Origin of the sequence: Bacillus sp. FSL M8-0025 (assembly GCF_037975475.1) — a bacterium.
Lineage (GTDB): Bacteria > Bacillota > Bacilli > Bacillales > Bacillaceae > Bacillus > Bacillus subtilis.
On sequence record NZ_CP150258.1, the window covers coordinates 855,281 to 879,786 of the forward strand.

21 protein-coding genes are annotated in these 24,506 nt (G+C 46.2%); 16 read left to right on the plus strand and 5 right to left on the minus strand.

Features of this window, described 5'->3' with window-relative positions:
• Both MKX38_RS04365 and MKX38_RS04370 read right to left on the minus strand, forming a co-directional pair.
• Positions 1-1,224 (minus strand): hypothetical protein, encoded by a 1,224-nt coding sequence (locus tag MKX38_RS04365; protein ID WP_339188762.1) that lies wholly within the window; start codon positions 1,222-1,224, stop codon positions 1-3.
• Between the two features lie 5 nt (positions 1,225-1,229).
• The gene (locus MKX38_RS04370; RefSeq protein ID WP_003243177.1) at positions 1,230-1,544 is read right to left on the minus strand and encodes a WXG100 family type VII secretion target; all 315 of its coding nucleotides are present in this window, start codon (positions 1,542-1,544) and stop codon (positions 1,230-1,232) included.
• Between the two features lie 335 nt (positions 1,545-1,879).
• Between MKX38_RS04370 and glvA the strand changes: the two genes are divergently transcribed.
• The 12 genes from glvA to lnrN all read left to right on the plus strand — a co-directional run bounded on the left by glvA (position 1,880) and on the right by lnrN (position 16,157).
• A complete protein-coding gene (glvA, locus tag MKX38_RS04375; RefSeq protein ID WP_339188765.1) occupies positions 1,880-3,229 on the plus strand; it encodes a maltose-6'-phosphate glucosidase in 1,350 nt (449 codons plus the stop codon).
• Between the two features lie 64 nt (positions 3,230-3,293).
• On the plus strand, positions 3,294-4,058 hold the full coding sequence (gene glvR / locus MKX38_RS04380; protein ID WP_014479189.1) for a MurR/RpiR family transcriptional regulator GlvR: 765 nt from the start codon (positions 3,294-3,296) through the stop codon (positions 4,056-4,058).
• Between the two features lie 14 nt (positions 4,059-4,072).
• Positions 4,073-5,656, plus strand: coding sequence for a PTS maltose transporter subunit IIBC (gene malP, locus MKX38_RS04385; RefSeq protein WP_339188768.1), 1,584 nt, complete (start codon positions 4,073-4,075; stop codon positions 5,654-5,656).
• A gap of 105 nt (positions 5,657-5,761) precedes the next feature.
• Positions 5,762-7,483: an ABC transporter ATP-binding protein gene (locus MKX38_RS04390; protein ID WP_339188769.1), complete on the plus strand. Its 1,722-nt coding sequence runs from the start codon at positions 5,762-5,764 to the stop codon at positions 7,481-7,483.
• Positions 7,477-9,291 (plus strand): ABC transporter ATP-binding protein, encoded by a 1,815-nt coding sequence (locus MKX38_RS04395; RefSeq protein ID WP_339188771.1) that lies wholly within the window; start codon positions 7,477-7,479, stop codon positions 9,289-9,291. The genes MKX38_RS04390 and MKX38_RS04395 overlap by 7 nt, the downstream gene beginning before the upstream one ends.
• Before the next feature lie 153 nt (positions 9,292-9,444).
• Positions 9,445-9,849 (plus strand): DoxX family oxidoreductase CatD, encoded by a 405-nt coding sequence (gene catD / locus MKX38_RS04400; protein WP_003244204.1) that lies wholly within the window; start codon positions 9,445-9,447, stop codon positions 9,847-9,849.
• 17 nt (positions 9,850-9,866) lie between these two features.
• Positions 9,867-10,724: a catechol 2,3-dioxygenase gene (gene catE, locus MKX38_RS04405; RefSeq protein ID WP_167407981.1), complete on the plus strand. Its 858-nt coding sequence runs from the start codon at positions 9,867-9,869 to the stop codon at positions 10,722-10,724.
• Between the two features lie 117 nt (positions 10,725-10,841).
• The gene (lnrJ, locus tag MKX38_RS04410) at positions 10,842-12,044 is read left to right on the plus strand and encodes a two-component system sensor histidine kinase LnrJ (RefSeq protein ID WP_339188775.1); all 1,203 of its coding nucleotides are present in this window, start codon (positions 10,842-10,844) and stop codon (positions 12,042-12,044) included.
• Positions 12,041-12,703, plus strand: a complete 663-nt coding sequence (gene lnrK / locus MKX38_RS04415) for a two-component system response regulator LnrK (RefSeq protein ID WP_021481180.1) — start codon at positions 12,041-12,043, stop codon at positions 12,701-12,703. The genes lnrJ and lnrK overlap by 4 nt, the downstream gene beginning before the upstream one ends.
• Before the next feature lie 143 nt (positions 12,704-12,846).
• On the plus strand, positions 12,847-13,782 hold the full coding sequence (lnrL, locus tag MKX38_RS04420) for a linearmycin resistance ATP-binding protein LnrL (RefSeq protein ID WP_339188778.1): 936 nt from the start codon (positions 12,847-12,849) through the stop codon (positions 13,780-13,782).
• Positions 13,783-13,794: 12 nt separating this feature from the next.
• Positions 13,795-14,985, plus strand: a complete 1,191-nt coding sequence (gene lnrM / locus MKX38_RS04425; RefSeq protein ID WP_339188780.1) for a linearmycin resistance permease LnrM — start codon at positions 13,795-13,797, stop codon at positions 14,983-14,985.
• A 14-nt stretch (positions 14,986-14,999) separates the two neighbouring features.
• On the plus strand, positions 15,000-16,157 hold the full coding sequence (gene lnrN / locus MKX38_RS04430) for a linearmycin resistance permease LnrN (protein WP_339188783.1): 1,158 nt from the start codon (positions 15,000-15,002) through the stop codon (positions 16,155-16,157).
• 72 nt (positions 16,158-16,229) lie between these two features.
• On the opposite strand, the gene padR is transcribed toward lnrN, so the two are convergent.
• Positions 16,230-16,778 carry a transcriptional regulator PadR gene (padR, locus tag MKX38_RS04435; RefSeq protein ID WP_003233588.1) on the minus strand — a complete coding sequence of 183 codons (549 nt, stop codon included), beginning with the start codon at positions 16,776-16,778 and terminating at the stop codon, positions 16,230-16,232.
• Positions 16,779-17,050: 272 nt separating this feature from the next.
• Here padR and estB point away from each other — a divergent pair, with 272 nt between their 5' ends.
• The 3 genes from estB (at position 17,051) to bstA (ending at position 19,608) form a co-directional block, all read left to right on the plus strand.
• Positions 17,051-17,683 carry an esterase EstB gene (estB, locus tag MKX38_RS04440; protein WP_003243184.1) on the plus strand — a complete coding sequence of 211 codons (633 nt, stop codon included), beginning with the start codon at positions 17,051-17,053 and terminating at the stop codon, positions 17,681-17,683.
• A 188-nt stretch (positions 17,684-17,871) separates the two neighbouring features.
• Positions 17,872-18,960 carry an acyltransferase family protein gene (locus MKX38_RS04445; protein ID WP_339188787.1) on the plus strand — a complete coding sequence of 363 codons (1,089 nt, stop codon included), beginning with the start codon at positions 17,872-17,874 and terminating at the stop codon, positions 18,958-18,960.
• 111 nt (positions 18,961-19,071) lie between these two features.
• Complete coding sequence (gene bstA, locus MKX38_RS04450; protein ID WP_043857895.1) at positions 19,072-19,608, plus strand: bacillithiol transferase BstA; 537 nt, start codon at positions 19,072-19,074, stop codon at positions 19,606-19,608.
• On the opposite strand, the gene MKX38_RS04455 is transcribed toward bstA, so the two are convergent.
• Together MKX38_RS04455 and MKX38_RS04460 are read right to left on the minus strand one after the other, a co-directional pair.
• Complete coding sequence (locus MKX38_RS04455; protein ID WP_339188792.1) at positions 19,605-21,161, minus strand: MFS transporter; 1,557 nt, start codon at positions 21,159-21,161, stop codon at positions 19,605-19,607. The genes bstA and MKX38_RS04455 overlap by 4 nt on opposite strands.
• Positions 21,162-21,272: 111 nt before the next feature.
• Entirely contained in the window at positions 21,273-21,755 is a 483-nt protein-coding gene (locus tag MKX38_RS04460; protein ID WP_015252522.1) for a MarR family transcriptional regulator, read from the minus strand.
• 171 nt (positions 21,756-21,926) lie between these two features.
• Between MKX38_RS04460 and mprF the strand changes: the two genes are divergently transcribed.
• The gene (gene mprF, locus MKX38_RS04465) at positions 21,927-24,497 is read left to right on the plus strand and encodes a bifunctional lysylphosphatidylglycerol flippase/synthetase MprF (RefSeq protein ID WP_088325470.1); all 2,571 of its coding nucleotides are present in this window, start codon (positions 21,927-21,929) and stop codon (positions 24,495-24,497) included.
• Positions 24,498-24,506 lie beyond the last annotated feature (9 nt).

A 24,506-nucleotide genomic window follows, 5' to 3' on the forward strand; every position in this document is an offset into this window, starting at 1 on the left:
CTATCCAAATGAAAATTTCCCTTTAAGGAAATGGGTTGCGCCGTGTATAAGCGAATCCGCTGTTTTCTTTGCTTTTTCCATTCCTTTTTTTGCGCTGTCTATCCCTTTATGTATCGATTTATTCGCCGCATCTATGCCGTCATTCACTGATTTGACGACTTTGCCGGCTGATTCCAGCCCTTTTTTGGCTGTATCAACAACAGCATGGATCGGTTCTTTCAGCTTTAAGGCTGCTTTTTCAGCAAAACCGGCTGTATATTTGGCGATTTGTTCTCCGACGACTCCGCCAATGTATGAACCTGCTGCCCCAAGAAGGACAGTACCCACAGGTCCTGCAAAGCTTCCGATTGCACCGCCGATGACAGCACCAGCTGTCGCACCGCCGGCAACAAAAATCGTATTATTCACAGCATTCCCGACGGCCTTGGCGTTTTCACGCTTGAGAACTTCGGGTTTGTCCTGGTATTTTGCATAATTTTCAGCAATTTTCACGCCTGCTCCGAATGTTTCGGTCGCACCGGTAATCAGTGTGGCGGTAATGGCATTTCCTTTCGCGAATCTCAAGCCCGTTTTTCCCACATCCTTCAAAGTGGAGCGTACGCCGGCTTCATTAAGAAATCCTTTTGTGTAGCTTCTGACGCTGTTTGAAAAATCCACCGTGTCCTGAGGGAAGTATTTTGTAAACTTTTTATGTACCAAATCTGAAAATGGACGGTTTGTCTTTTTCAACAAATATTTAGGATTCAAAAGCACTCTTGCCGCTTTTTGATAACGTGAGCTGTCAACGGCCCTGGAAATATCCAAGAGCAGTTTTGAGTGCTGGGCTGTATGCAAGCCGCTTGGCTGTTTCACAAATTTCGTAAGCCCTAATCCGTAATATTTTCCCTGCGTCAGCATAAGAGCGGTTAAGCTTATCATCGTACCGTATTTGTCGTAGGCATTGTAGAGCTTTCGCAAAATATCATCTTGTTCCACAAATTTATCGCCTGTTTTTCTGATGAAAATCTCATTGTCACTCAGCTTAGTGACGAGCGCCTTTCCTGAGCTCCACGCATCGCCCACTCCAGAAAAACAGCTGCTGTAGCGGGGATCGCATTGCAAAATCATCTGCCCCAGCTCCACATGCAGGTCCTTATATTTGTTTTCCATATCAGTTAATTCAGTGACTACATCATTTGCAAGCTGTTCGAGCTTATCCGGATCAACTGCAATGTTTCCTGACACACCGTTCACCTCCCGAGTTTATGTCTTTCCTCTCTTGCTTTACGCTCCAGTTCTTCCATTCTGGCAATTTCAGCTTTTCGTTCTTCTATTTTGACAGCGGCAGCCTTCAGCTCTTGGCTTGTTTCAAGCAGCTCCTGTTCGAATTGATCGTAGGCGGCTTTCGTTTCCTCGAAATCCTGGTCAAACGAATCTCTTGCTTTGCCCTGCCAAGCATCTCCCAATGCAGATAACCGGGATTCAAGCAACATTTTGGAGCTTCTGACCTCTTCTGCGGCCGCACTGTACTTGTTTGCCAGCTCAATGACTTTATATGAGTCCAACTTTTGTCCCCTGCCTTTTCTAAATTCACGCACAATTGGATGTTTTATATAAATGATTATAAATAATTCGGCATGTATCCGAATCGTACAAAAGAACCTTTTCATAAGAATTGGAAGGGCGTATATTCACTTAAAATTCACAGTTGGTGAGACTTTAAGATTACAAAAAAGGTAAAAAAAACAAATCCCTCAGACATAAGCCAAATGAGAAATTTCCCGCTCTATGGGAAAAAACACTAAAATTGATCAAATGACCTAAGTGCGCCAAACGTGTTACGGGACGGGCTATCTCATGGTATAAATGGAATTGTAAACGTTATCAAGGAGGTCGTCATATGAAGAAAAAATCATTCTCAATCGTAATAGCGGGCGGAGGGAGCACTTTCACTCCAGGGATCGTACTCATGCTCTTGGACCATTTGGAGGAGTTTCCGATCAGAAAGCTGAAGCTGTATGATAATGATAAGGAGAGACAGGATCGAATTGCAGGCGCCTGTGACGTTTTTATCAGAGAAAAAGCGCCGGATATTGAATTTGCAGCGACGACTGACCCGGAAGAAGCTTTTACAGATGTCGATTTTGTTATGGCGCACATCAGAGTAGGGAAATACGCGATGCGCGCGCTTGATGAGCAAATTCCGTTAAAGTACGGAGTTGTCGGCCAGGAGACGTGCGGGCCGGGCGGGATCGCATACGGTATGCGTTCGATCGGCGGTGTGCTTGAAATATTAGATTACATGGAAAAATACTCGCCTGATGCGTGGATGCTCAATTATTCCAATCCGGCGGCAATTGTGGCTGAAGCTACGAGACGCCTTAGACCGAATTCTAAAATTCTCAATATCTGTGATATGCCGGTTGGGATCGAAGACCGGATGGCGCAAATTCTTGGCTTATCCTCAAGAAAAGAAATGAAGGTCCGCTATTACGGATTAAATCACTTCGGCTGGTGGACATCAATTCAGGATCAAGAGGGCAACGATTTAATGCCGAAGCTGAAGGAGCATGTATCTCAATACGGCTATATTCCGAAAACAGAGGTTGAAGCGGTGGAGGCGAGCTGGAATGACACATTCGCCAAAGCGCGTGACGTGCAGGCCGCAGATCCTGATACACTGCCGAATACGTATTTGCAATATTATTTGTTCCCGGATGATATGGTGAAAAAATCAAATCCGAATCATACGCGGGCAAATGAAGTGATGGAAGGGCGCGAAGCTTTTATTTTCAGCCAATGTGACATGATTACACGTGAGCAGTCCACAGAAAACAGCGAAATCAAAATCGATGACCACGCATCATATATTGTTGATCTTGCCCGGGCGATTGCCTACAACACAGGTGAAAGAATGCTGTTGATCGTTGAAAATAACGGCGCAATTGCAAACTTTGACCCGACTGCGATGGTCGAGGTTCCATGCATTGTCGGCTCAAATGGGCCTGAACCGATTACCGTCGGCACCATTCCGCAATTCCAAAAAGGGCTTATGGAGCAGCAGGTATCCGTTGAGAAGCTGACTGTTGAAGCGTGGGCGGAGAAATCGTTCCAAAAGCTGTGGCAGGCGCTAATCCTGTCAAAAACAGTGCCGAACGCGCGTGTGGCAAGACTCATTCTCGAGGATTTAATAGAGGCCAACAAAGACTTCTGGCCTGAGCTTGATCAAAGCCCGACCCGTATATCATAACTGAAATTCCCCCATTTTCGAATCTGTAATTGTATATAATAGAAAGAAAATGGGGGGATCTGATATGCAGCTCGAAGAACTGATCAATCAGCACTACAGCAAATTGAATGACAACGATTTTCATATTTTAAAATATATATTGAATCATAAGCACACATGCTATCACCTTGGAATCGACGCGCTTGCTAAAGCTTGCAGTGTATCGCGTTCCTCAATTTTACGGCTTGCCCAAAAGCTCGGTTTCAGCGGTTACAGTGAATTTCGCGTCTTTTTAAAGTGGGAAGATCAGCCGGAAGAAGGCGAGAGTATGAGTTTTCAAAAGCTGCTTGATGATATTGAAGCAAATTTGAAGTTCTTACGGACAAAGGACATGACGGACATGTGCCAGCTGATTGATGAAGCGGACCGCATTTTCGTCTACGGTTCAGGAAATGCGCAAAAGATATGCGCCCGCGACCTGCAAAGAATGTTTATTCCGCGCCATCGCTATCTTATTTTAATTGAAGATACAAATGAATTTAATTTGATGCGCGATGATTTTAAAGTAAACGATCTGTTTATCATCATTTCTCTTTCCGGAGAAACACCGGAGCTGATTCCTCAGGCAAGAATGCTTTCTGCAAAGGGTATTCCCTTTATTTCCATTACGAATTTAAAAAACAATGTCCTCGCCCAGCTGACTCCGCATAATCTTTATGCGACAAGCAAACCTGTGACATTAAGCGATAAAACGGAAATTGTCGCTTTTGCACCGTTTTTTCTCGTTGGCGAAGCATTGTTCCGCGCATATGTTGATTACAAAGAGGCAGAAAAAAATGACAATGAGTAGCAGGGGGTTCTGGTATGATGCAAAAAATTCAGCGCTTTGGAAGCGCGATGTTTGTGCCTGTTTTATTATTCGCGTTCGCCGGCATTATCGTCGGTATCAGCACGCTCTTTAAAAATAAAACCCTCATGGGCCCGCTCGCCGATCCTGACGGTTTTTGGTATCAGTGCTGGTATATCATTGAGCAGGGCGGCTGGACTGTTTTTAACCAAATGCCGCTCTTATTCGCCATTGGCATCCCGGTTGCTTTGGCGAAGAAAGCTCAGGCACGCGCTTGTTTGGAAGCGCTTACTGTCTACCTGACATTCAACTATTTTGTCAGCGCGATATTGACGGTATGGGGAGGAGCATTTGGCGTCGACATGAATCAAGAGGTCGGCGGAACGAGCGGGTTAACGATGATTGCGGGCATAAAAACGCTCGATACCAACATTATCGGAGCCATCTTTATTTCTTCGATTGTCGTCTTTTTGCATAATCGCTATTTTGATAAAAAACTGCCCGATTTTCTCGGCATCTTTCAAGGCTCAACATATATCGTGATGATTTCCTTCTTTATTATGATCCCAATTGCCTTGGCTGTGTCTTATATTTGGCCGATGGTTCAATCGGGAATCGGCTCGCTTCAAAGCTTCCTGGTTGCTTCTGGGGCGGTGGGCGTTTGGATATACACGTTTTTGGAACGGATTTTAATTCCGACCGGCCTGCATCATTTTATTTACACGCCGTTTATTTATGGCCCGGCTGTAGCGGAAGGCGGGATCGTCACGTATTGGGCACAGCATCTCGGCGAATATTCGCAAAGCGCCAAACCGCTGAAGGAGCTCTTTCCGCAAGGCGGATTCGCGCTTCACGGCAACTCAAAAATCTTCGGTATTCCGGGTATCGCCCTGGCTTTTTATGTGACAGCCAAAAAGGAAAAGAAAAAACTCGTCGCAGGGCTGCTGATTCCTGTCACACTGACAGCGATTGTCGCCGGGATTACAGAGCCGATTGAGTTTACTTTCTTATTCATTTCACCTTTCTTATTTGCGGTTCACGCCGTGCTTGCCGCCACAATGTCGACAGTTATGTATATGGCCGGCGTCGTCGGAAATATGGGAGGCGGACTGATTGAGGCGGTGACCTTGAACTGGATTCCGCTCTTTGGCAGCCACGGTATGACATATGTGTATCAAATTTTGATTGGGCTCTCGTTTACAGCAATTTATTTTTTCGTCTTCAGATTTTTAATCCTCAAATTCAATATCGCTACACCAGGACGGGAAAAGGATGAACAGCAGGAAACAAAGCTATATTCGAAAAAGGAATATAGAGAAAGGAAAAACAAGGATGAAACGGCCTCCGCTGCTGAAACGACTGATGACACCGCTTTTCTGTATATTGAAGCGCTGGGCGGAAAAGACAACATCACTGAAGTCACAAACTGCGCCACCCGCCTCAGAGTCAGTGTCAAGGATGAAACAAAGGTTGAACCCGACAGCGTATTCCGCGCGCTTGGCGCACACGGCGTTGTCAGGAACGGGAAGGCGTTTCAGGTGATTATCGGATTAAGCGTACCGCAGATGCGGGAGCGTGTGGAAAAAATATTGAATCAATAAAGACTGCCCTCCTTTTCGGGAGGGTTTTCGTTTGCCGTCAAAAAGACCGCCATAGTAAAGTAAAGAAAGAGACAATCGAGTAAAAAGGGGTTTGGAGGCTTTTACATGCAAAAGGCTTTGTCGTTTTTAAAACCATATTCATTGCTGGCGGGAATTGCTCTGATTCTTATGCTGACGGAGCTTGCAGTTGAACTGATGCAGCCTTTATTGATCGCAAAAATCATCGACGATGGGATATTGAAGCAAGATCTGCGGCATGTATGGATATGGGGCGCGGTCATGATCGGGCTGACCGTGTTATCCTTTGCGGCGGGGATGCTGAATTCCTTTTATGCCGCCCATGTCAGCCAAAGCTTTTCCTATGATACGAGAAAAGGGCTTTTTCAAAAAATCCAGTCCTTCTCCTATTCCACATTTGGACAGTTTTCGTCCTCTTCTTATATTACAAGGCTGACAAACGACGTCACACAGGTTCAAAATATGATTTTTATGAGTTTGCGGTTTATGCTGCGGGCTCCCTTAATGATTGCAGGCGGCATTGTGCTGTCGCTTGCCGTTAATGTGAAACTCGGGTTTTTTCTGCTTGTGACCATTCCGATCCTGATCTTGTTTTTGCTCTGGGTATTAAGGAAAGGCGGGGCACTGTTCCGCTCAGTGCAGAAAAGGCTGGATCAAGTGAACACCATCATGCAGGAAAATTTAATCGCAATCAAGCTGATCAAAGCGCTGCTTCGCGGCAGCCACGAAGTCAAACGATTTATCAAAGCCAACACAAGGCTGATGGAAAAAACGGTTTCGGCCTTTCAGCTTGTGGAATTCACGATGCCTGTACTGATGCTGCTGATGAATCTCTGCATCCTTTTGATTTTGTGGGCCGGGTCCTACAGTATCACGAGCGGAAGCACTCAGGTCGGCGATGTTGTTGCGATAATTAACTACGCAACACGAATTACAGGCGCGCTTTCGATGTTTCCGTTTTTGATTATGATTTTCACCCGGGCGAAGGCTTCAGGGGATAGAATCGGTGAGGTGCTTGAAACAGAAGGCGACGAGCGGGAGGAAGGCATCATATCTGATCGTTTGTCAGGACGGATTGAGTTTCAGCATGTATCCTTTCGCTATCCTGAAATGGACAGAGAAGCGCTCAGGAATGTCTCATTTTCCGCAAAGCCAAGAGAAACGATCGCGATTCTCGGTGCGACGGGCTCGGGCAAGTCTACGCTTTTTCAGCTCATTCCGCGGCTTTATCAGCCGGGTTCAGGCCGCATTTACATAGATAAAAAGCCGGTTCAAGATTTTCCGGCTGAAGGGCTGCGCAGGCAAATTGGATATGTACCGCAGGAAGTCCTCTTGTTTTCCGGCACAATCAAAGAAAACATCGCTTGGGGCAAAGAAAATGCTTCACTAGATGAAATAATGGATGCGGCCAAACATGCGCAAATTCATGAAACGATTTTGAAGCTCCCAAATGGATATGACACTGTTTTGGGGCAAAGAGGCGTCAACCTGTCCGGCGGCCAAAAGCAGCGAATTTCCATTGCGCGGGCGCTGATTCGAAAACCGGCTATCCTTCTTTTAGATGACAGCACAAGCGCGCTTGACCTGCAAACGGAGGCGAAGCTGTTTGAAGCAATCAGCACATACCATTGCACAACTTTGATCATTACACAAAAAATGACCACGGCGATGAAAGCTGATCAGATTTTGCTGCTTGAGGACGGCGAACTGATTGAAAAAGGCACTCACAGTGAGCTGCTTTCTGAATCTCAGTTATACAAGCGCATTTACGAGTCACAATTCGGAAGGGAGGGGAGCGAGTCATGCTAAAAGACATCCGCAAGCCTTTCCAATATCCCAAACTGCCAATTGACAAAAAAGAAGGCGCGAAAAAGCGGGCGAAAGCAAAGGATACAAAGGGCACACTGAGACGAATCTGGTCTTACTTGGCTGAAAGAAAAGGACTGCTCATACTTGTCATGCTGATGGTTTTCATCAGCGCCATATTCGGGCTCCTTGGTCCCTTTGTGATCGGAAAGGCCATCGACCATTTTATCGTCGGGAAAACGGTCAGCGGCTTGATTCCTGTTTTGCTTCTTCTGCTCGCTATCTATATCATTCAGTCCCTGTCGCTTTGGTTTCAAAACTATTGGATGATTACGATCTCGCAGGGCACGGTTTTCAGAATGAGAAGCGAATTGTTCACCCATCTGCATGAGCTGCCGATTCCATTTTTTGATAAACAGCGGCACGGCGAGCTGATGAGCCGGGTGACGAATGACATCGAAAATGTCAGTTCTACCTTAAACACGTCAGTCATTCAAATTTTGTCAAGCGTGATCACCTTTGTCGGGACGATTGCGGTGATGCTGTACATGAGCCCGCTCCTTACATTGATTACGCTGACCATTATTCCGGTGATGGCAGCGAGCCTGAAATGGATCACCAACCGAACGGGAAAGCTGTTTAAAGAACAGCAGAAAAACCTTGGTGATCTGAATGGGTATATTGAGGAATCTGTTTCAGGCGCAAAGGTCATCAAAGCATATTCACGTGAGAAGCAGATTACTGCTGAATTCCTCGAAAAAAACGCTGCACTCAAGACGTCGGGCTTTTGGGCGCAGACGATTTCCGGGTTTATCCCGAAGGTCATGAACTCTTTGAATAACTTAAGTTTTACAATGATAGCGGCAATCGGCGGTTTGTTTGCGCTGAAAGGCTGGATCTCGATCGGCTCCATCGTTGTCTTTGCCGAGTATTCAAGACAATTTACACGCCCTTTAAACGATCTGGCCAACCAGTTTAATACGATGCTGTCCGCAATCGCCGGCGCTGAACGGGTGTTTGACGTGCTTGATGAAAAAGAAGAGCGCGAGGATGAAAAGAACGCCGTGCATCAGCCCATCCAAACAGGCAGCATTGAATTCCGGGATGTGTCCTTCGGTTACGATAAAGGGCAGCAGACACTGAAGCATTTACAGTTTACCGTGCCTGCAGGGCAGTCCATCGCGTTTGTCGGACCGACGGGGGCGGGGAAGACAACCGTCACTAATCTTCTCGCCCGTTTTTACGAGCCTAACGAAGGAAAAATTTTAATCGACGGTACAGATATTAAAACCCTTACTAGAGCAAGCCTGAGAAAAAACATGGGGTTTGTTCTTCAGGATTCTTTCTTATTTCAGGGAACGATCAGAGAAAACATTCGCTATGGCAGGCTCGATGCTTCTGATCAGGAAGTCGAAGCCGCTGCAAAAACAGCGAATGCCCATAGCTTTATTGAAAGGCTGCCAAAAGGGTATGACACCGTGCTGACGCAAAACGGTTCGGGCATCAGTCAAGGACAGAAGCAGTTGATTTCTATAGCGCGGGCGGTGCTTGCCGATCCGGTTCTTCTCATTTTGGATGAAGCGACAAGCAACATTGATACCGTAACAGAAGTCAACATTCAAGAAGCGCTCGCCCGTTTAATGGAAGGAAGAACAAGTGTCATCATTGCACACAGGCTGAACACCATTCAAAGAGCGGACCAGATTGTGGTGCTAAAAGACGGTGAAATGATTGAAAAAGGCAGCCATGACGAGCTGATTCGGCAAAAAGGATTTTACAGTGACTTATATGAAAGCCAATTTGAGAAATAGACCTTTGTCCTGCACAGAGGTCTTTTTTGTTACAGATTTATAGTACTTTTATTTCATTTTCGTAAAATGTAACAAAATTACTTGACGTAAACAAGTTATGTATATATACTAGCTTACATTAAGTAAGTGATAACATTTATCAAGGAGGATAAAATGAATAAATCATTTGAAATTGGCACATTACTTTTAAGAGTTATTACAGGTATTATCTTTTTTGTTCACGGTTTATCAAAGTTTCAGGGAATGGAGGGCACCATCCAATTTTTCGGCAGCATAGGCCTTCCAAGCTTTATGGCGTATGTCATCGCAGCGATTGAACTGATTGGCGGAGTGCTTGTCTTCTTCGGATTGGCTACACGTATTGTCGGTGTACTGTTCGCTCTTACACTGATCGGCGCCATCATCACTGTTAAGCTGAAAGCGCCATTCATGGGCAATGCAGAATTTGATTACCTTCTGCTTTTGACATCCATTCACCTGGCGCTTACTGGAAGTCGATTCCTGGCGCTGGACCCATTTGTGTTTAAAGGAAAAAAGAACGGAAACGTTTCAGCATAAGAAAAGAGGCATGCAGCATGACCAGCATTCATGAGGATACACACATTGGCTATGCCAAACTCACAATTCGCAGTCTGGAGTGTTCGCTTCAGTTCTACTGTAACGTCATCGGTTTTCAAGTCTTAAAAAAGACGGATCGCCAAGCGGAATTAACGGCTGACGGGAAACGCGTACTGCTTATTCTTGAAGAAAATCCGAGCGCTGTCGTCTTGCCTGAACGGTCTGTGACAGGCCTTTATCACTTTGCGATTCTTCTTCCGGACAGGAAAGAACTTGGGATCGCGCTCGCCCGCCTGATTGAACACGGCATTGCTATCGGACATGGAGACCATGCTGTCAGCGAAGCGCTCTACCTGTCTGATCCTGACGGAAACGGCATTGAAATGTACGCTGACCGCCCCCGCAGCACGTGGCAGCGTGATCGGGAAGGAAACTATGTCATGACGACAACCGCTGTTGACATTGAGGGCCTTCTGGAAGAGGCAGGAGATGAGCGGAAAACATCGCTTCCGAACGATACAATCATCGGACACATTCATCTGCATGTCAGTGATTTGAAAGAAGCAAAGGCGTTTTATACAGATGTACTGGGCTTTGACATTGTCGGAAACTATGCGGGCATGTCCGCCCTCTTCGTTTCAGCCGGGGGGTACCACCATCATATCGGCTTAAACATTTGGGCGGGAAGAAATGCGCCGCCTAAACCGACAAATGCCAGCGGACTAGACTATTACACTGTTGTCCTGCCTCACCAAGAGGAGCTGGATTTAGTGGCAAACCGAGTCAAACATGCCGGGTATTCGATTGAAGAGACGGAAAACAGCTTTCGTGTGAAAGACCCTGTTTCCGGCGCCTATATTACATTTGTGATTTAACTGCAATCCCCTTGCCGAAAAAACGGCAGGGGGATTTTTTATTTTCCAGAAACTCCTGTCAAAAATGCCCTGAGGCAGGTATGATAAGAAGGGAATTGGGTATCGGGAGTGATGAGCGTGAAAGCTCTTTTTTTTACGAGAATGTTCACCTTGATGGTGAGCTGTTTAATGTATCTGTCCATTGTGAAAGAGGATGACTGGTTTGGATATGTATTTATAGCAGCAGGTGCTGCCATGTATGCAGCCAATCATGTTTTGCTGACAAAAGAGACAAATGCCATCTGGTTCTGCCTGATTGATATTGCAATCGGCTTTTCGTTCGGATTTATATTTCCCGGCACAGGTTTGTTCATTATTATGCTTTGTCCGGTTGCGGTCGCTTTTTTTCTGCGGGGGTTTCCTAAAAGAACAGCATGGTCTGTCTTATGTCTTTCCTCTATTTTATTTTTGACCGTCCTCATCCGTACATATGCGATGTTCGGCAATGAATTTGTCATTGATCATTTGACTAGCATGACATTCGTCGTCTTCTGCGGTGTCGTGGGCAAATTAATCCGCAAGCTGTTGGATGCGCAGGAAACGGCAAAACAGCAGTTTCAGGAACTGACGGAGTCCCATCTGGCGCTGTCTGCTGCACATCAGGAGCTCCATTTATATGCGAAGCAGGTTGAAGAGCTGACTGCCATTTACGAGCGGAACAGAATGGCGCGGGAAATCCATGATACAGTGGGGCATAAAATGACGGCCCTTCTCGTCCAGCTGCAGCTTTTGCGTGAATGGCAAAAAAGAGACAGCCAAAAAGCGGATGAGACAGTAGGTGTCTGTGAAACACTTGCCCGTGAAGCGCTTGATGATGTCCGCTTATCAGTACGCACTCTGCAAACTGAAAACGATCCTTCGCTAATCGAATCGCTGAAACAGCTGACAGAGGACTTTTGCAAAAATGCAGGGGTCACAACAGAATTTGCGGTCAGCGGCGATCCTGCAATCATTCCGCTGTCTCTTCATCCGACCCTGATTAGAACGGTGCAGGAAGCGCTGACCAATGCCAAACGGCACGGCGGCGCCACAGCTTGTTCGATACAGCTTGCCTGCACAACGGACAGCATCAGCCTTGTCATTAAGGATGACGGAAAAGGCAATCCCGAAGCGGCACTTGGCTTTGGCCTCTTGAATATGAAAAAGCGGGCAGCGGAGCATGGCGGAACGATCCGCTTTGAAAGCGAACAGGATCAAGGATTTACTGTGAATGCAGAATTTTCACTTGCCAATAAAAAATGGAGCTTCAGGCCCGTGCAGCAAAAGGAGAGTTTATCATGATTAAGATCATCATTACCGACGATCAGGATATCGTCAGAGAAGGGCTGGCATCCCTGCTCCAGCTCCGAGAAGAGCTCGATGTGATCGCAACGGCGCGAAACGGACAGGAAGCATTCGAAAAGGCGAAAGAGCTGGAGCCGGATATCGTATTAATGGACATCCGCATGCCGGTTTCCAACGGGGTGGAGGGAACAAAATTAATCACAAGCTCATTGCCCGGCGTAAAGGTTTTGATGCTGACAACCTTTAAGGATTCAGCGCTGATTGCTGAAGCGCTTGAAGAAGGAGCAAGCGGGTACCTGCTGAAGGATATGTCGGCAGATACGATTGTAAAAGCGGTGATGACTGTTCATTCTGGCGGAATGGTGCTTCCGCCGGAATTGACTGCCCAAATGCTGAATGAATGGAAGCGTGAAAAACAGCTGAAAGGAATAAATGAGATAGAAAAACCTAAGGAGCTGCTCGACCTGACCGAGCGCGAAATCGAAGTTCTGGCTGAGCTGGGATACGGGCTGAATAACAAAGAAATTGCCGAAAAGCTTTACATTACAGAAGGCACAGTCAAAAACCACGTTTCAAATATTATCAGCAAGCTGGCTGTCAGGGACAGAACCCAAGCCGCCATTTACTCGGTCAGATATGGTGTATCTGTCTTTTGACATATGACGTTTTGCATATACGCTTCTCTGAAAAGGCCTTTTACAGGCCTTTTTTTCATGCCCTATGTTCTATCTGCCGCTACATGCCGCACGCCTTTCTTTCTTCTACAATGGCAATGGATCAAAAAAAGGAGTGAGACGACGTGCTGCAAGCAGAAAACATCAAAAAGGCATACGGAAAAAAAACAATCGTGAAAGGCATTTCTTTTTCCCTCAAAAAGGGGGAGTCGTTCGGTCTGCTCGGGCCTAACGGTGCGGGGAAATCCACAACCATCTCGATGATTTCCGGCCTTGTGCCGCATGACAGCGGGAACATCACGGTGGGCGGCTATGTTATCGGAAAAGAAACGGCCAAAGCGAAACAAAAAATCGGCATTGTTCCGCAGGAAATTGCATTATATCCGACGCTGACGGCTCATGAGAATCTTATGTTTTGGGGGAAAATGTACGGACTTACGCACGGTGAGGCCAAAAAAAGAGCGGCAGAGGTCCTTGAATATGTCGGTCTGACTGAGCGGGCTAAAGATAAGATTGAAACATTTTCCGGGGGGATGAAACGAAGAATCAACATCGGTGCGGCTTTAATGCATAAGCCCGAGCTGCTGATTATGGATGAACCGACTGTCGGTATTGACCCTCAATCGAGAAATCACATTTTAGAAACGGTCAAACAGCTCAACGAAACGGGCATGACGGTGATCTATACGAGTCATTACATGGAAGAAGTTGAGTTTTTATGCGACCGGATCGGGATAATTGATCAGGGGGAAATGATTGCGATTGGCACAAAAACTGATTTGTGCAGCCGCCTTGGGGGCGATACCATCATTCAGCTCACGGTCAGCGGGATCGATGAAGCGTTTCTTGTGGCGATCCGATCTCTGGCCCATGTGAATGATGTAACAGTCCAGGAGTCAGAGCTCAAAATTGACATTTCTGCGGCCCATCATGAGAAAGTCGTCACAAGCCTGCTTGCTGAAGCTGCTGCTCATCATATAAACCTGCTGTCCCTTCAGGTGCAGGAACCGAATCTGGAGCGCCTGTTTCTGAATCTGACCGGCCGCACGTTGCGGGATTGAGGAGGGACGGCCATGAAAAAAAGCATATGGATCGCATGGAAAGATGTCAAAATCAGAATCACGGACAGAAAAGGGTTTATGATGCTTATCCTAATGCCGCTGATCCTAACGTGTATTTTAGGGGCGGCGCTCGGATCAGTTGTTGACGGAGGCAGCCGGATTGATGACATCAAAGTCGGCTACATTCAATCAGACCAGTCGGATGCAGCGAACATGTTTACAAAAGATGTTCTCAAAAAAATGAAGTCGATAAAGGCCACAAAAGCCGGCAGCGAAGACAAGATGAAGAAGCTGATTGATGAAAAGAAAATCGATGTAGGCATCGTCATCCCGAACCATTGGGAAGCCGGCAAAACCTCAGCTGTTGTTTATGCCGCACCTGATCAAACATTGAAAAGTTCCATCATCGAAACAGCTGCCAGCTCTTTTATAGAGCAATATAAAGCGGTAAAGGAAGCCGCGTCAGCCTCAATGGACTACATCAGCAAAACGGAAGCTGTACAGCAAGGAAAACTTGACCCTGCACAGTTTGCAGAAAAGCTGGCAAAGACGCTTGAAAAAGAAACAGGTGACAAGCTGACTATTGCAGAAAAATCTGTCGGCAGCAAGGCCGTTACCAGTTTTCAATACTATTCGGCGGCAATGCTTTGCATGTTTATGCTGTTTCATATCACAGTCGGGGCGAAATCGTTTTTACAGGAAAAAGATACGGAGACGCTTGCCAGAATGCTGATGACGCCCGCGCAAAAATCTGTCATTCTCTTCGGAAAATGGCTTGGGACGTATCTGTTTGCCATCATACAATTTTTCATATTTCTGATCGTCACAATCAATGCATTTGGTGTGGACTGGGGAGGTAATCTGCTGTTTGTGAGTGTACTCGGGCTTTCTTACGCCGCCGCTGTATCTGGCATTTCAATGCTGCTTGCGTCGTGCATCAGCGATATGAAATCTGCAGATGCGATAGGCGGCTTCGGTATTCAATTGCTTGCGGTTCTCGGCGGGTCCATGCTGCCGCTGTATCAATTTCCGGACGTCTTGCAGTCTGTATCCAAAGCGGTGCCAAATCGCTGGGCGCTTGACGGCTTTCTTTCTTTAATGGAAGGAGGAGGCTGGGCTGACCTTCAAAAGCCTGTGCTTCTTTTTGCGGCGATCGGCCTTTGTTCACTTGTAATTGGTATCAGACGGCTTCATACAAGATAAGGAGGGTACAAAAGGTGAAAAAAATCATAGCCATTTGCGGCATTGAGCTTTCTCTCATTTTTAAGAAGCCGCAGAACTATTTGATCATGTTTGCTGCCCCGCTTTTGCTTACCTTTGTATTTGGGAGTATGCTCGGCGGCAATGATGATAAGGTGCGGCTTGCAATCGTTGATCAGGACGATACGATTCTCTCACAGCATTATATTCGGCAGCTGAAGGCACACGATGATATGTATACATTCGAAAACGTGCCTGAAAACAAAGCGTCAGAAAAGCTGAAACAAAAGAAAATTGCCGGGATCATCGTCATTTCCCGCTCGTTCCAGACACAGCTGGAAAAAGGCAAAAATCCTGAGCTGATTTTCCGTCACGGCCCCGAGCTGTCGGAAGCGCCGATGGTCAAACAATATGCAGAAAGCACATTGGCAACGCTCAATATTCAGGTGACCGCGGCGAAAACGGCATCTCAGACTGCGGGAGAAAACTGGAAGGCGGCGTATAAAACCGTTTTCGCCAAAAAACATGAAGATACGGTTCCGGCTGTAAAACGACAGATGCTCAGTGATAAAAAAGAGGGTGCGGAAGCAAGTGACACAGCCTCCAGAGCAGCAGGTTTTTCCATCCTGTTTGTCATGCTGACCATGATGGGAGCGGCTGGAACCATTTTAGTAGCAAGAAAAAACGGCGTCTGGTCCAGATTGCTTACAGCCTCTGTCAGCCGAGCTGAAATCGGTGCTGGGTATGTGCTTTCCTTCTTTGTTATTGGCTGGATTCAATTTGGCATATTGCTTCTTTCCACCCATTGGCTGTTTGGCATCAACTGGGGGAATCCGGCTGCGGTTATGGTGTTGGTGTCGCTTTTTCTGCTGACCGTTGTCGGCATTGGATTGATGATTGCGGCCAATGTCAGAACGCCAGAACAGCAGCTTGCGTTCGGTAACTTGTTCGTCATCGCAACATGTATGGTGAGCGGGATGTATTGGCCGATCGACATTGAACCGAAATTTATGCAATCCATCGCTGAATTTCTTCCGCAAAAGTGGGCGATGAGCGGGCTGACAGAGATTATCGCTAACGGTGCCCGCGTCACAGATATTCTCGGAATCTGCGGCATCTTGCTTGCTTTTGCAGCAATCACTTTCGCAGCGGGGCTGAAAGCGCTCCGAGCCTAAAAAACATCTGCCGTTTAGGCAGATGTTTTTTTGCATGTGGGTACATTCGTATGGGTGTAGCCTGAACTGCGGTTAATCCTTATCTATCATAGCTAAAATTGATTCCAGCCAAGAAACGTAATTTTTCTCCCGCTCCAGCGCTTTCGTCAGCACAAGATAGTGGCCGAAGTCCGGTGAAGAAAATGACATCGGCTCTGCTGAAGCCATAAGCTTTTCATAGCTTCCCTGTAAGTCAGAAAGCTTGGCCTGGCGTTTTTGCAGCTGGTCTTTGAACAAATCAGAAGCCTCCTGGCGCGATAGACAAGAAATGAAATAAGCCTTCAGCATAAATTCATCCTTCACCGTCTCGGGTATCGGCTGGTGGCGGATCAGCCAGTCATGCAGCTCCTGCTTTCCGCTGTCTGTCAGGGTGTACATCTTTTTCTCCAGCTTTGTGCCCTGAATCGTTGTCCGGAACGTGATAAATCCTTCATCCGTCAGCTTTTTGAGCTCAGGGTAAATCTGGCTGTGCTTGGCGCTCCAAAACTGGCCGAGCTCCTCTTTAAAATAACTCGTAATATCGTATCCACTCAATTCGCCTTTTCGCAAAAGCCCTAATATGGCGTATTTTAATACTCTCATGCTATCCTCCGTGTCTGGCTGTTTCGCAAAACAGATGAGCCGGTGCTCAACTGTGATTCTAACTGCCTATTCCCCTTATTATAGAAAAGGGAGGAAGGGAACACAACCGGGCTCTTTGGAAATGAAGATAAAAGGTTTGTCAGAAGGTATCCGATTTATCTCCGTCAATATAAAAGAGATTTAAATTTAATTTTCAGAAAAAATATTAACCATATTGATTTTTTATGTATAATAGGAAATTGGTGGTATCAACATTTTAAGGGGGAATAAACGTGAAAAAAGTACTTATGGCATTCATTATTTGTTTATCGCTGATTCTATCTGTTTTAGCCGCTCCGCCGTCTGGCGCAAAAGCTGAATCAGTACATAATCCTGTCGTTCTTGTTCATGGAATAAGTGGTGCATCATACAACTTTTTCGCTATTAAAAACTACTTAATTTCTCAAGGCTGGCAAAGCAACAAACTGTACGCAATTGATTTTTATGATAAAACAGGAAATAACCTAAATAACGGCCCGCAGCTTGCTTCATATGTTGACCGTGTTTTAAAAGAGACGGGGGCAAAAAAAGTAGATATTGTGGCTCATAGTATGGGAGGCGCCAATACGCTGTACTATATTAAATATTTAGGCGGAGGCAATAAGATTCAAAATGTCGTAACGCTTGGAGGGGCTAATGGTTTAGTGTCATCAACCGCGCTGCCGGGTACAGATCCTAATCAAAAGATCCTCTATACATCTATTTACAGTCTCAATGATCAAATTGTCATCAATAGCTTGTCTCGGTTACAAGGAGCGCGAAACATCCAGCTTTATGGCATCGGTCATATTGGCTTGCTCTCTAATAGCCAAGTGAACGGCTATATCAAAGAAGGGCTGAATGGCGGAGGCCTCAATACAAATTAATATCTTCAAAAAACAACCTGCTGTCTCCGTTACAGTGGGTTTTTTCGTCTGAGAAAGCCATAGGGTCTTATGACCTTAGTCTATCATACATACGTCAATTTATGACATCAGGCACTTTTTCAAATAGAGCGGACATGTTAAGGTACAACCATCGATTTCTATCAATTTGAAATAAAAGGAGCGCTGTTATGCAAATTAAAGAAATTTTTATGATCCGCTGCGTTTCGTGCTTAAGTGTCGTCTTGCTCCATATCATTTCAATGGTCCTGATGCTTCAGGCAGAAGCTCTTGCAGATATTTCTCACACTGTTGATTCTTTCCGAACACTCCTGATGTTCAGCACGCCCGCTTTTATTTTCATCTCTGAATTTTTACTGGCCCGTTCTTATCCTGATGGGGTGCCTGACGGTTTTTTAAAGAAGCGGGGAAAAGTGATTTTTGTTCCTTTTTTATTTATCGCGGCCATCGATGCGCTGCTGATGACCAGTGCGATGGGGGGAGAGGTAACCTTTCTCGCGTTTGTGCAAAAATATCTGGCGAACGTATTCTTAGGAAACTTTATCGGATACTTCATTCTCGTCATCTTTCAATTTTACATGCTGCATATGATGTTTCATGAGTATTTGAAAAAAGCATCGCCGAAATGGGTGCTGTCTATCTCATTTGTGGTGACAGCCGCTTATTTAGGCTATTTCTCCGCAGCCAGCCCGGCTCCTGCTTCTGAAGAGGGCGGGGCATTTCCGTTCTTCTGGGTTCCGTTCGCAGGCTGGCTTTTCTACTTTTGTCTAGCCTACTATTGCGGAAAAGAATACAAGCGTTTTTTAGCGCTGCTGAACCAATACCGCTGGGTGGTGTACGGCGCCGCAATTGCTTCTGGGGCGCTGGTTGTCACTGTTTCTTATGTCGGTGAAATCGGCATGATCAGCTCGAAGCGGCCTGATATCATGCTGTATTCAACAAGCATGATTTTCCTGTGTTTTCATTTGTTTTCCAAAATGAAGCATGTGCCGAAAATCATGATGTTTATCAGCAACTATTCCTTTTCGATTTATCTGCTTCATGCCTATTTTATGATTATAGGCTACGTGTTGCTTTTGAATATGCCCGAAATTCCTGCCGTACCGACTGTTCTCCTGTTGTTTGCCGTGTGCACAGCCGGCCCGATTCTGACCTCATGGGCGCTGAATAAGTTCAAATATGGGTATTTATTTGTGGGGAAAATTTATCAGCCAAAACAGAAGAAGGTAACAGTCGAAGTGCGTGATCACGCAGGGTGAAAAACAAGCGGCAGGGGGGCTCCTGCCGCTTGTTGTGTATTAAATCATACAGTATATACAATCTTTTTCTTGTAAAATAAAGGAGAAGATTGAATAGAAGGGAGAACATTCATGACATCAGTCAATCTAAGCTACCCAATAGGAGAATACAAGCCGAGGGAATCCATATCGAAGGAGCAAAAAGATAAATGGATTCAAGTACTTGAAGAAGTGCCGGCAAAATTGAAGCAAGCTGTAGAGGGCATGACGGACAGCCAGCTTGACACACCGTACCGGGACGGTGGATGGACCGTTCGGCAAGTTGTTCATCATCTGGCTGACAGTCATATGAACAGCTATATTCGTTTTAAATTGAGCTTGACGGAAGAGACACCGGCTATTCGTCCGTATGATGAAAAAGCATGGTCGGAGCTAAAAGACTCGAAAACGGCAGATCCGAGCGGCTCACTCGCGCTTTTGCAGGAGCTTCACGGAAGATGGACGGCTCTGCTCCGCACTCTGACGGATCAGCAATTTAAGCGCGGATTTTATCACCCTGATACAAAGGAGATCATTACCCTGGAGAACGCGCTCGGCCTGTATGTCTGGCACTCACATCATCATATCGCTCATATTACGGAGCTTTCCAGACGGATGGGGTGGTCTTAACGCTTTTGCCGGCGGAAAGCCGGAATACTGATAGCAGCAATCACCAGAAGTGAGATCACAGCAGCCGCTGCATATAACTGATCATAGCCGCTGGCGACACTCGCATGAATGGCGTCGCTTATCGCGGTTTTGACTTCAGGAACGGGAATGCGTTCGATTTGTTCTTGTAAAGAAGAAACATCAGAACTGTCGATCTCCGGAATCATCTGCATCGCCTTTTCTGAATATCCGCTGTCCGATAAGCGGCTGTTGATCTCATCACCTATTTGGTCAAACCCGGCTGTGATAAAACCTGCATAAAGAGTAGGCGCCAAGGTCAGTCCAATTTGCCTTACTAATGAAAGCGTGCCAAGAGCTGTACCCTTATTTGTTTTTGCCGCTTCTGATACAAGGACGTTCAGCGGAGCGCCTAACAGAAAGCCAAAACCGATCCCAGCTGCCACACTTGCGATCATAAACTCCCATTTTTCCGTCACCCAGAACGGAAATAAAGCAAACCCCGCACATGAGATGATTCCCGAAAGAATAACGGTTTTTACAGGACCTTTTTTGTCGGTAAGCGCTCCGCCAAGCCAAGCGCCGATTCCGGAAGCCAACGCAAGCGGTGTCATCCAATAGCCTGCTTTTGCGGCAGGGACACCCAAATACTGTTCGACATATGACGGGATAAAAATGACTGCCGCCAAGAGCCCCCCGGATAACAAACCGATGATAAGCGTGCGCTGAAACATATGGTTTCGCAGCAGAGAATACGCCAAAATGGGATCGCCTCCTCGCATTTCAACGCTCTTTTCATACGAGATAAGCGCTGCAAAACAGAGTATGCCAAAAATAATACATCCATAAACCTCCGGATTCCCCAAGCTGTGTAAGAGATTTGCCCCGTCAAGATTGGTCATGCCGTACATCACAGCTAAAATCGACAGGGACAAAAGGAAGATTCCGGCCGCATCGAGGCGCTTAGCCTCAGGTGCTTTTGTTTCCGCGATAAAACATGCGCCGAAAACAACCAATAGCACGGCAATCGGCAAATTAATCAAAAACAGCCAATGCCAAGACCCGGTCCAATCAAGCAGAAAGCTTCCGATATTTGGCCCGAGCACAGCGGCCATCCCGTTCATTGCGCCAAGCAGCCCAAGCGCCTTCCCTTGTTTTTCCTTTGGGAGGGTCGCGAGAATGTGAGAGCTGCCGATGATGAAAATCCCGCCGCCTCCAAGCGCCTGAATCAGCCGCGATATCAGAAAGAGCGGGAAGCTTTGGCTCAAAGCAACAAGCAAAGAACCAAGTCCGAACAGGCAAACCTCAATGAGAAAGAGTTTTTTTCTGCCGTAGCGGTCGGAAAGCTTTCCGACGATTGGCACACTGACGCTAAGACCGAGCGTATAAAGGGTGATGCCCCATGATCCCCAGGAAGGAGAAACGGCAAACGACTCGTTTATCGTTGTTAAAGCAGCCGAAATAATTCCGTTATCTAAAGCAGCCATAAACACGCCAATCGTAAACAGGCTGATCGCCCACTTTTGGCCTTTCTGCTCTGTTAATGCTTCAGGCATATTCATCAACCCCTTTTTTATTGACTAGAAGTATATTATTCATTTTAAATGAACTAAATGTCAAATAAAAAAAGCCTGCTCCCGCAGTTTGCGGATGACAGACTTACAGATTTATTCTTTTTTCGCATTCTCTAATGCTCTTGAAAGGATAGACAGCCCTTCGGAAACAGCCTGCTTTTCTTCAGGGGACAGCAGCTCTAATGAACGCTTCAATTTCAGGTGGCCTTTTTCATACAAACCCCGGAAAATCTTTTTCGCATTCTCTGTCAACTGAACAACTACAGAGCGGCGGTCCTCTTCAGAATGTGAGCGTTTGACAAATCCTGATTTTTCAAGCCGGTCAAGCAGCCCAGTTGTATTGGACAGGGAAGCCCCCATTTTTTCAGCAATGTCGCTCACTTTCAATGTTCCATGGTTGTTTAATAGCATCAGCACCTTCATTTGCGGCATGCTCATATCCAGTTTCATCCACTCGGACACATCACCGAGCCCGGCGGACGTTAAGACTTTCATATAGAGCACCCATATTTCCCGTTCCTCCGATGAAAGAATGTTTTCGTTTAATACTGTTGTATCGTGTAAATTATATTCCATTTCATCACTTCCTCATCATTCACTCCTCTTACCATATTACTCGATTTTCACTCCTGAAAGAAAGTGAGCAGAAACCGCATGCGGGACTTTGTCCGAAAAATAACGGTAGTGTATAATGAGTTGGAGATTATTGGGGGAGAGGATCGAACTAGAATATGATTGGAGAGACCATTGCTGATTAAAAAGAATGCTTTATCAATATTAAAAATCGTTTTTCCTATTGCTGTTTTGCTATTTGTTATTTATCAATCGAAAAAAGAACTGACAAATCTGTCATTCAAACGTACGCTCATGGTCATCAACGGACTGGAACGAACGGACTTATTCATGCTTGTGTTGATCGGCTTGCTGGCTGTTGCGGCCATGTCGCTGTATGATTACGTCCTGAAATACTCACTGCGCCTATCGATCACAAACGGAAAAGTATTCAGGGTTTCCTGGATCGCCAATTCATTTAATAATGTGTTGGGATTCGGCGGTTTAGCCGGAGTCGGGTTAAGAATGATGTTCTATAAGGAGCATACGAAAGACCATAAGGCACTCGTGAAAGGAATCGCCTGGCTCACATCATCTATGCTGCTCGGATTATCTGTTTTCAGCATTTTCGTCGCTGCGAGAGTGCTGCCAGTGGATGAAGTGATTCATGAAAAGCCTTGGCTATGGGCGGTCGTTATCGGTTTTGCGCTGATATTGCCGCTGTCTTTGGCGGTGTCCAAAATAAAAGACCGCAAAGCTGGGGACGAAGAGAATGCGGATAAAGTGAAAAATCCGATTTTCGCATATATTGGAGCTTCAGTTGTTGAATGGCTCATGGCCGGGACCGTCATCTATTTTGCTTTGTTCGCTATGGGCATTCATGCAGATATCAGGTATGTGTTCGGGGTGTTCGTCATTGCGGCGATCGGAGGAATGATCAGCCTCGTGCCGGGCGGCTTCGGCTCGTTTGACCTTTTATTTTTGCTGGGGATGGAGCAGCTTGGCTATCATCAAGAGGCCATCGTTACTTCTATTGTGTTGTACAGGCTCGCCTATTCATTTATCCCATTTATCTTGGGACTGTTCTTTGCCGCAGGCGACCTGACGGAAAATACAATGAAGCGGCTCGAAACGAACCCGCGCATCGCACCGGCAATTGAGACGACAAACGTTCTGCTTGTTGTTCAGCGTGCGGTATTAGTGAGAATTTTGCAAGGCTCGCTTTCCCTTATTGTGTTCGTAGCAGGTCTGATTGTCTTGGCCTCAGTTTCCTTGCCGATTGACAGGCTGACGGTTATACCGCACATTCCGCGCCCGGCGCTTTTGCTGTTCAACGGCCTGTCCTTAAGCTCAGCACTCATTCTGCTAATTTTGCCGATCGAGCTTTATAAACGGACAAAACGTTCCTACACGATGGCCATTACAGCGCTTGTCGGCGGCTTTGTGTTCAGCTTTTTAAAAGGGCTTAACATCAGCGCGATATTCGTACTGCCGATGATTATCGTATTGCTTGTGCTATTGAAAAAACAATTTGTCCGCGAACAGGCATCCTATACACTGGGACAATTGATATTCGCTGTGGCGCTGTTTACTGTGGCGCTCTTTAACTACAATCTGATCGCGGGCTTTATTTGGGACCGGATGAAGAAGGTGCTGCGTCACGAATATTTCGTCCACAGCACCTCGCATATTACACATGCAACCATCATGGCGATCATCATTGTGCCGCTGTTCTTCTTTATATTTACAGTGGTCTATCATAAGAGAACGAAACCGATCGGAGAGCAAGCTGACCCTGAGCGTCTTGCTGCGTTTCTTAATGAAAAAGGCGGCAACGCGCTGAGCCATCTCGGTTTTCTTGGAGATAAGCGGTTTTATTTTTCCAGCGATGGGAATGCACTGCTTCTATTTGGGAAAATCGCCAGAAGGCTGGTCGTGCTTGGCGATCCATCTGGCCAAAGAGAATCATTCCCGCTCGTGCTGGAAGAATTTCTAAACGAAGCGCATCAGAAGGGATTCAGTGTTTTGTTCTATCAAATTGAACGAGAGGACATGGCGCTGTATCACGATTTTGGCTACAACTTCTTTAAATTGGGCGAGGAAGCATATGTAGATTTAAATACATTTACCTTGACTGGGAAGAAAAAAGCCGGCCTTCGGGCAATCAATAACCGCTTTGAGCGGGAGGAGTATACTTTCCATGTGGATCATCCCCCATTTTCTGATGCGTTTTTGGAGGAGCTGAAGCAAATCTCAGACGAATGGCTCGGCTCGAAAAAAGAGAAGGGATTCTCGCTCGGATTTTTTGATCCTTCCTATTTACAGAAAGCGCCGATCGCCTATATGAAAAATGCAGAAGGAGAGATCGTTGCATTCGCAAATGTCATGCCGATGTACCAGGAAGGAGAGATATCGGTTGATCTGATGCGCTATCGCGGCGACGCTCCAAATGGCATTATGGACGCATTGTTCATCCGCATGTTTTTATGGGCAAAGGAAGAGGGCTGCACGTCTTTTAATATGGGAATGGCACCCTTGGCCAATGTTGGCACTGCCTTTACATCCTTCTGGTCCGAAAGGTTTGCCGCTGTCATTTTTAATAATGTCAGATACATGTACAGCTTCAGCGGCCTAAGAGCCTTTAAAGAAAAATACAAACCGGAGTGGCGAGGGAAATACTTAGCGTATCGGAAAAACAGATCTCTTTCTGTCACCATGTTCCTCGTTACACGTCTGATTGGCAAAAGCAAAAAAGACTCCGTCTAATAAGACGGA

Excerpts from the sequence above, each read along its gene's own strand:
- glvA (WP_339188765.1), top strand. The coding sequence starts at position 1,880 with ATGAAGAAAAAATCATTCTCAATCGTAATAGCGGGCGGAGGGAGCACT.
- glvR (WP_014479189.1), top strand. The coding sequence starts at position 3,294 with ATGCAGCTCGAAGAACTGATCAATCAGCACTACAGCAAATTGAATGAC.
- malP (WP_339188768.1), top strand. The coding sequence starts at position 4,073 with ATGATGCAAAAAATTCAGCGCTTTGGAAGCGCGATGTTTGTGCCTGTT.
- MKX38_RS04390 (WP_339188769.1), top strand. The coding sequence starts at position 5,762 with ATGCAAAAGGCTTTGTCGTTTTTAAAACCATATTCATTGCTGGCGGGA.
- MKX38_RS04395 (WP_339188771.1), top strand. The coding sequence starts at position 7,477 with ATGCTAAAAGACATCCGCAAGCCTTTCCAATATCCCAAACTGCCAATT.
- catD (WP_003244204.1), top strand. The coding sequence starts at position 9,445 with ATGAATAAATCATTTGAAATTGGCACATTACTTTTAAGAGTTATTACA.
- catE (WP_167407981.1), top strand. The coding sequence starts at position 9,867 with ATGACCAGCATTCATGAGGATACACACATTGGCTATGCCAAACTCACA.
- lnrK (WP_021481180.1), top strand. The coding sequence starts at position 12,041 with ATGATTAAGATCATCATTACCGACGATCAGGATATCGTCAGAGAAGGG.
- lnrM (WP_339188780.1), top strand. The coding sequence starts at position 13,795 with ATGAAAAAAAGCATATGGATCGCATGGAAAGATGTCAAAATCAGAATC.
- padR (WP_003233588.1), bottom strand. The coding sequence starts at position 16,778 with ATGAGAGTATTAAAATACGCCATATTAGGGCTTTTGCGAAAAGGCGAA.
- MKX38_RS04445 (WP_339188787.1), top strand. The coding sequence starts at position 17,872 with ATGCAAATTAAAGAAATTTTTATGATCCGCTGCGTTTCGTGCTTAAGT.
- bstA (WP_043857895.1), top strand. The coding sequence starts at position 19,072 with ATGACATCAGTCAATCTAAGCTACCCAATAGGAGAATACAAGCCGAGG.
- MKX38_RS04455 (WP_339188792.1), bottom strand. The coding sequence starts at position 21,161 with ATGCCTGAAGCATTAACAGAGCAGAAAGGCCAAAAGTGGGCGATCAGC.
- MKX38_RS04460 (WP_015252522.1), bottom strand. The coding sequence starts at position 21,755 with ATGGAATATAATTTACACGATACAACAGTATTAAACGAAAACATTCTT.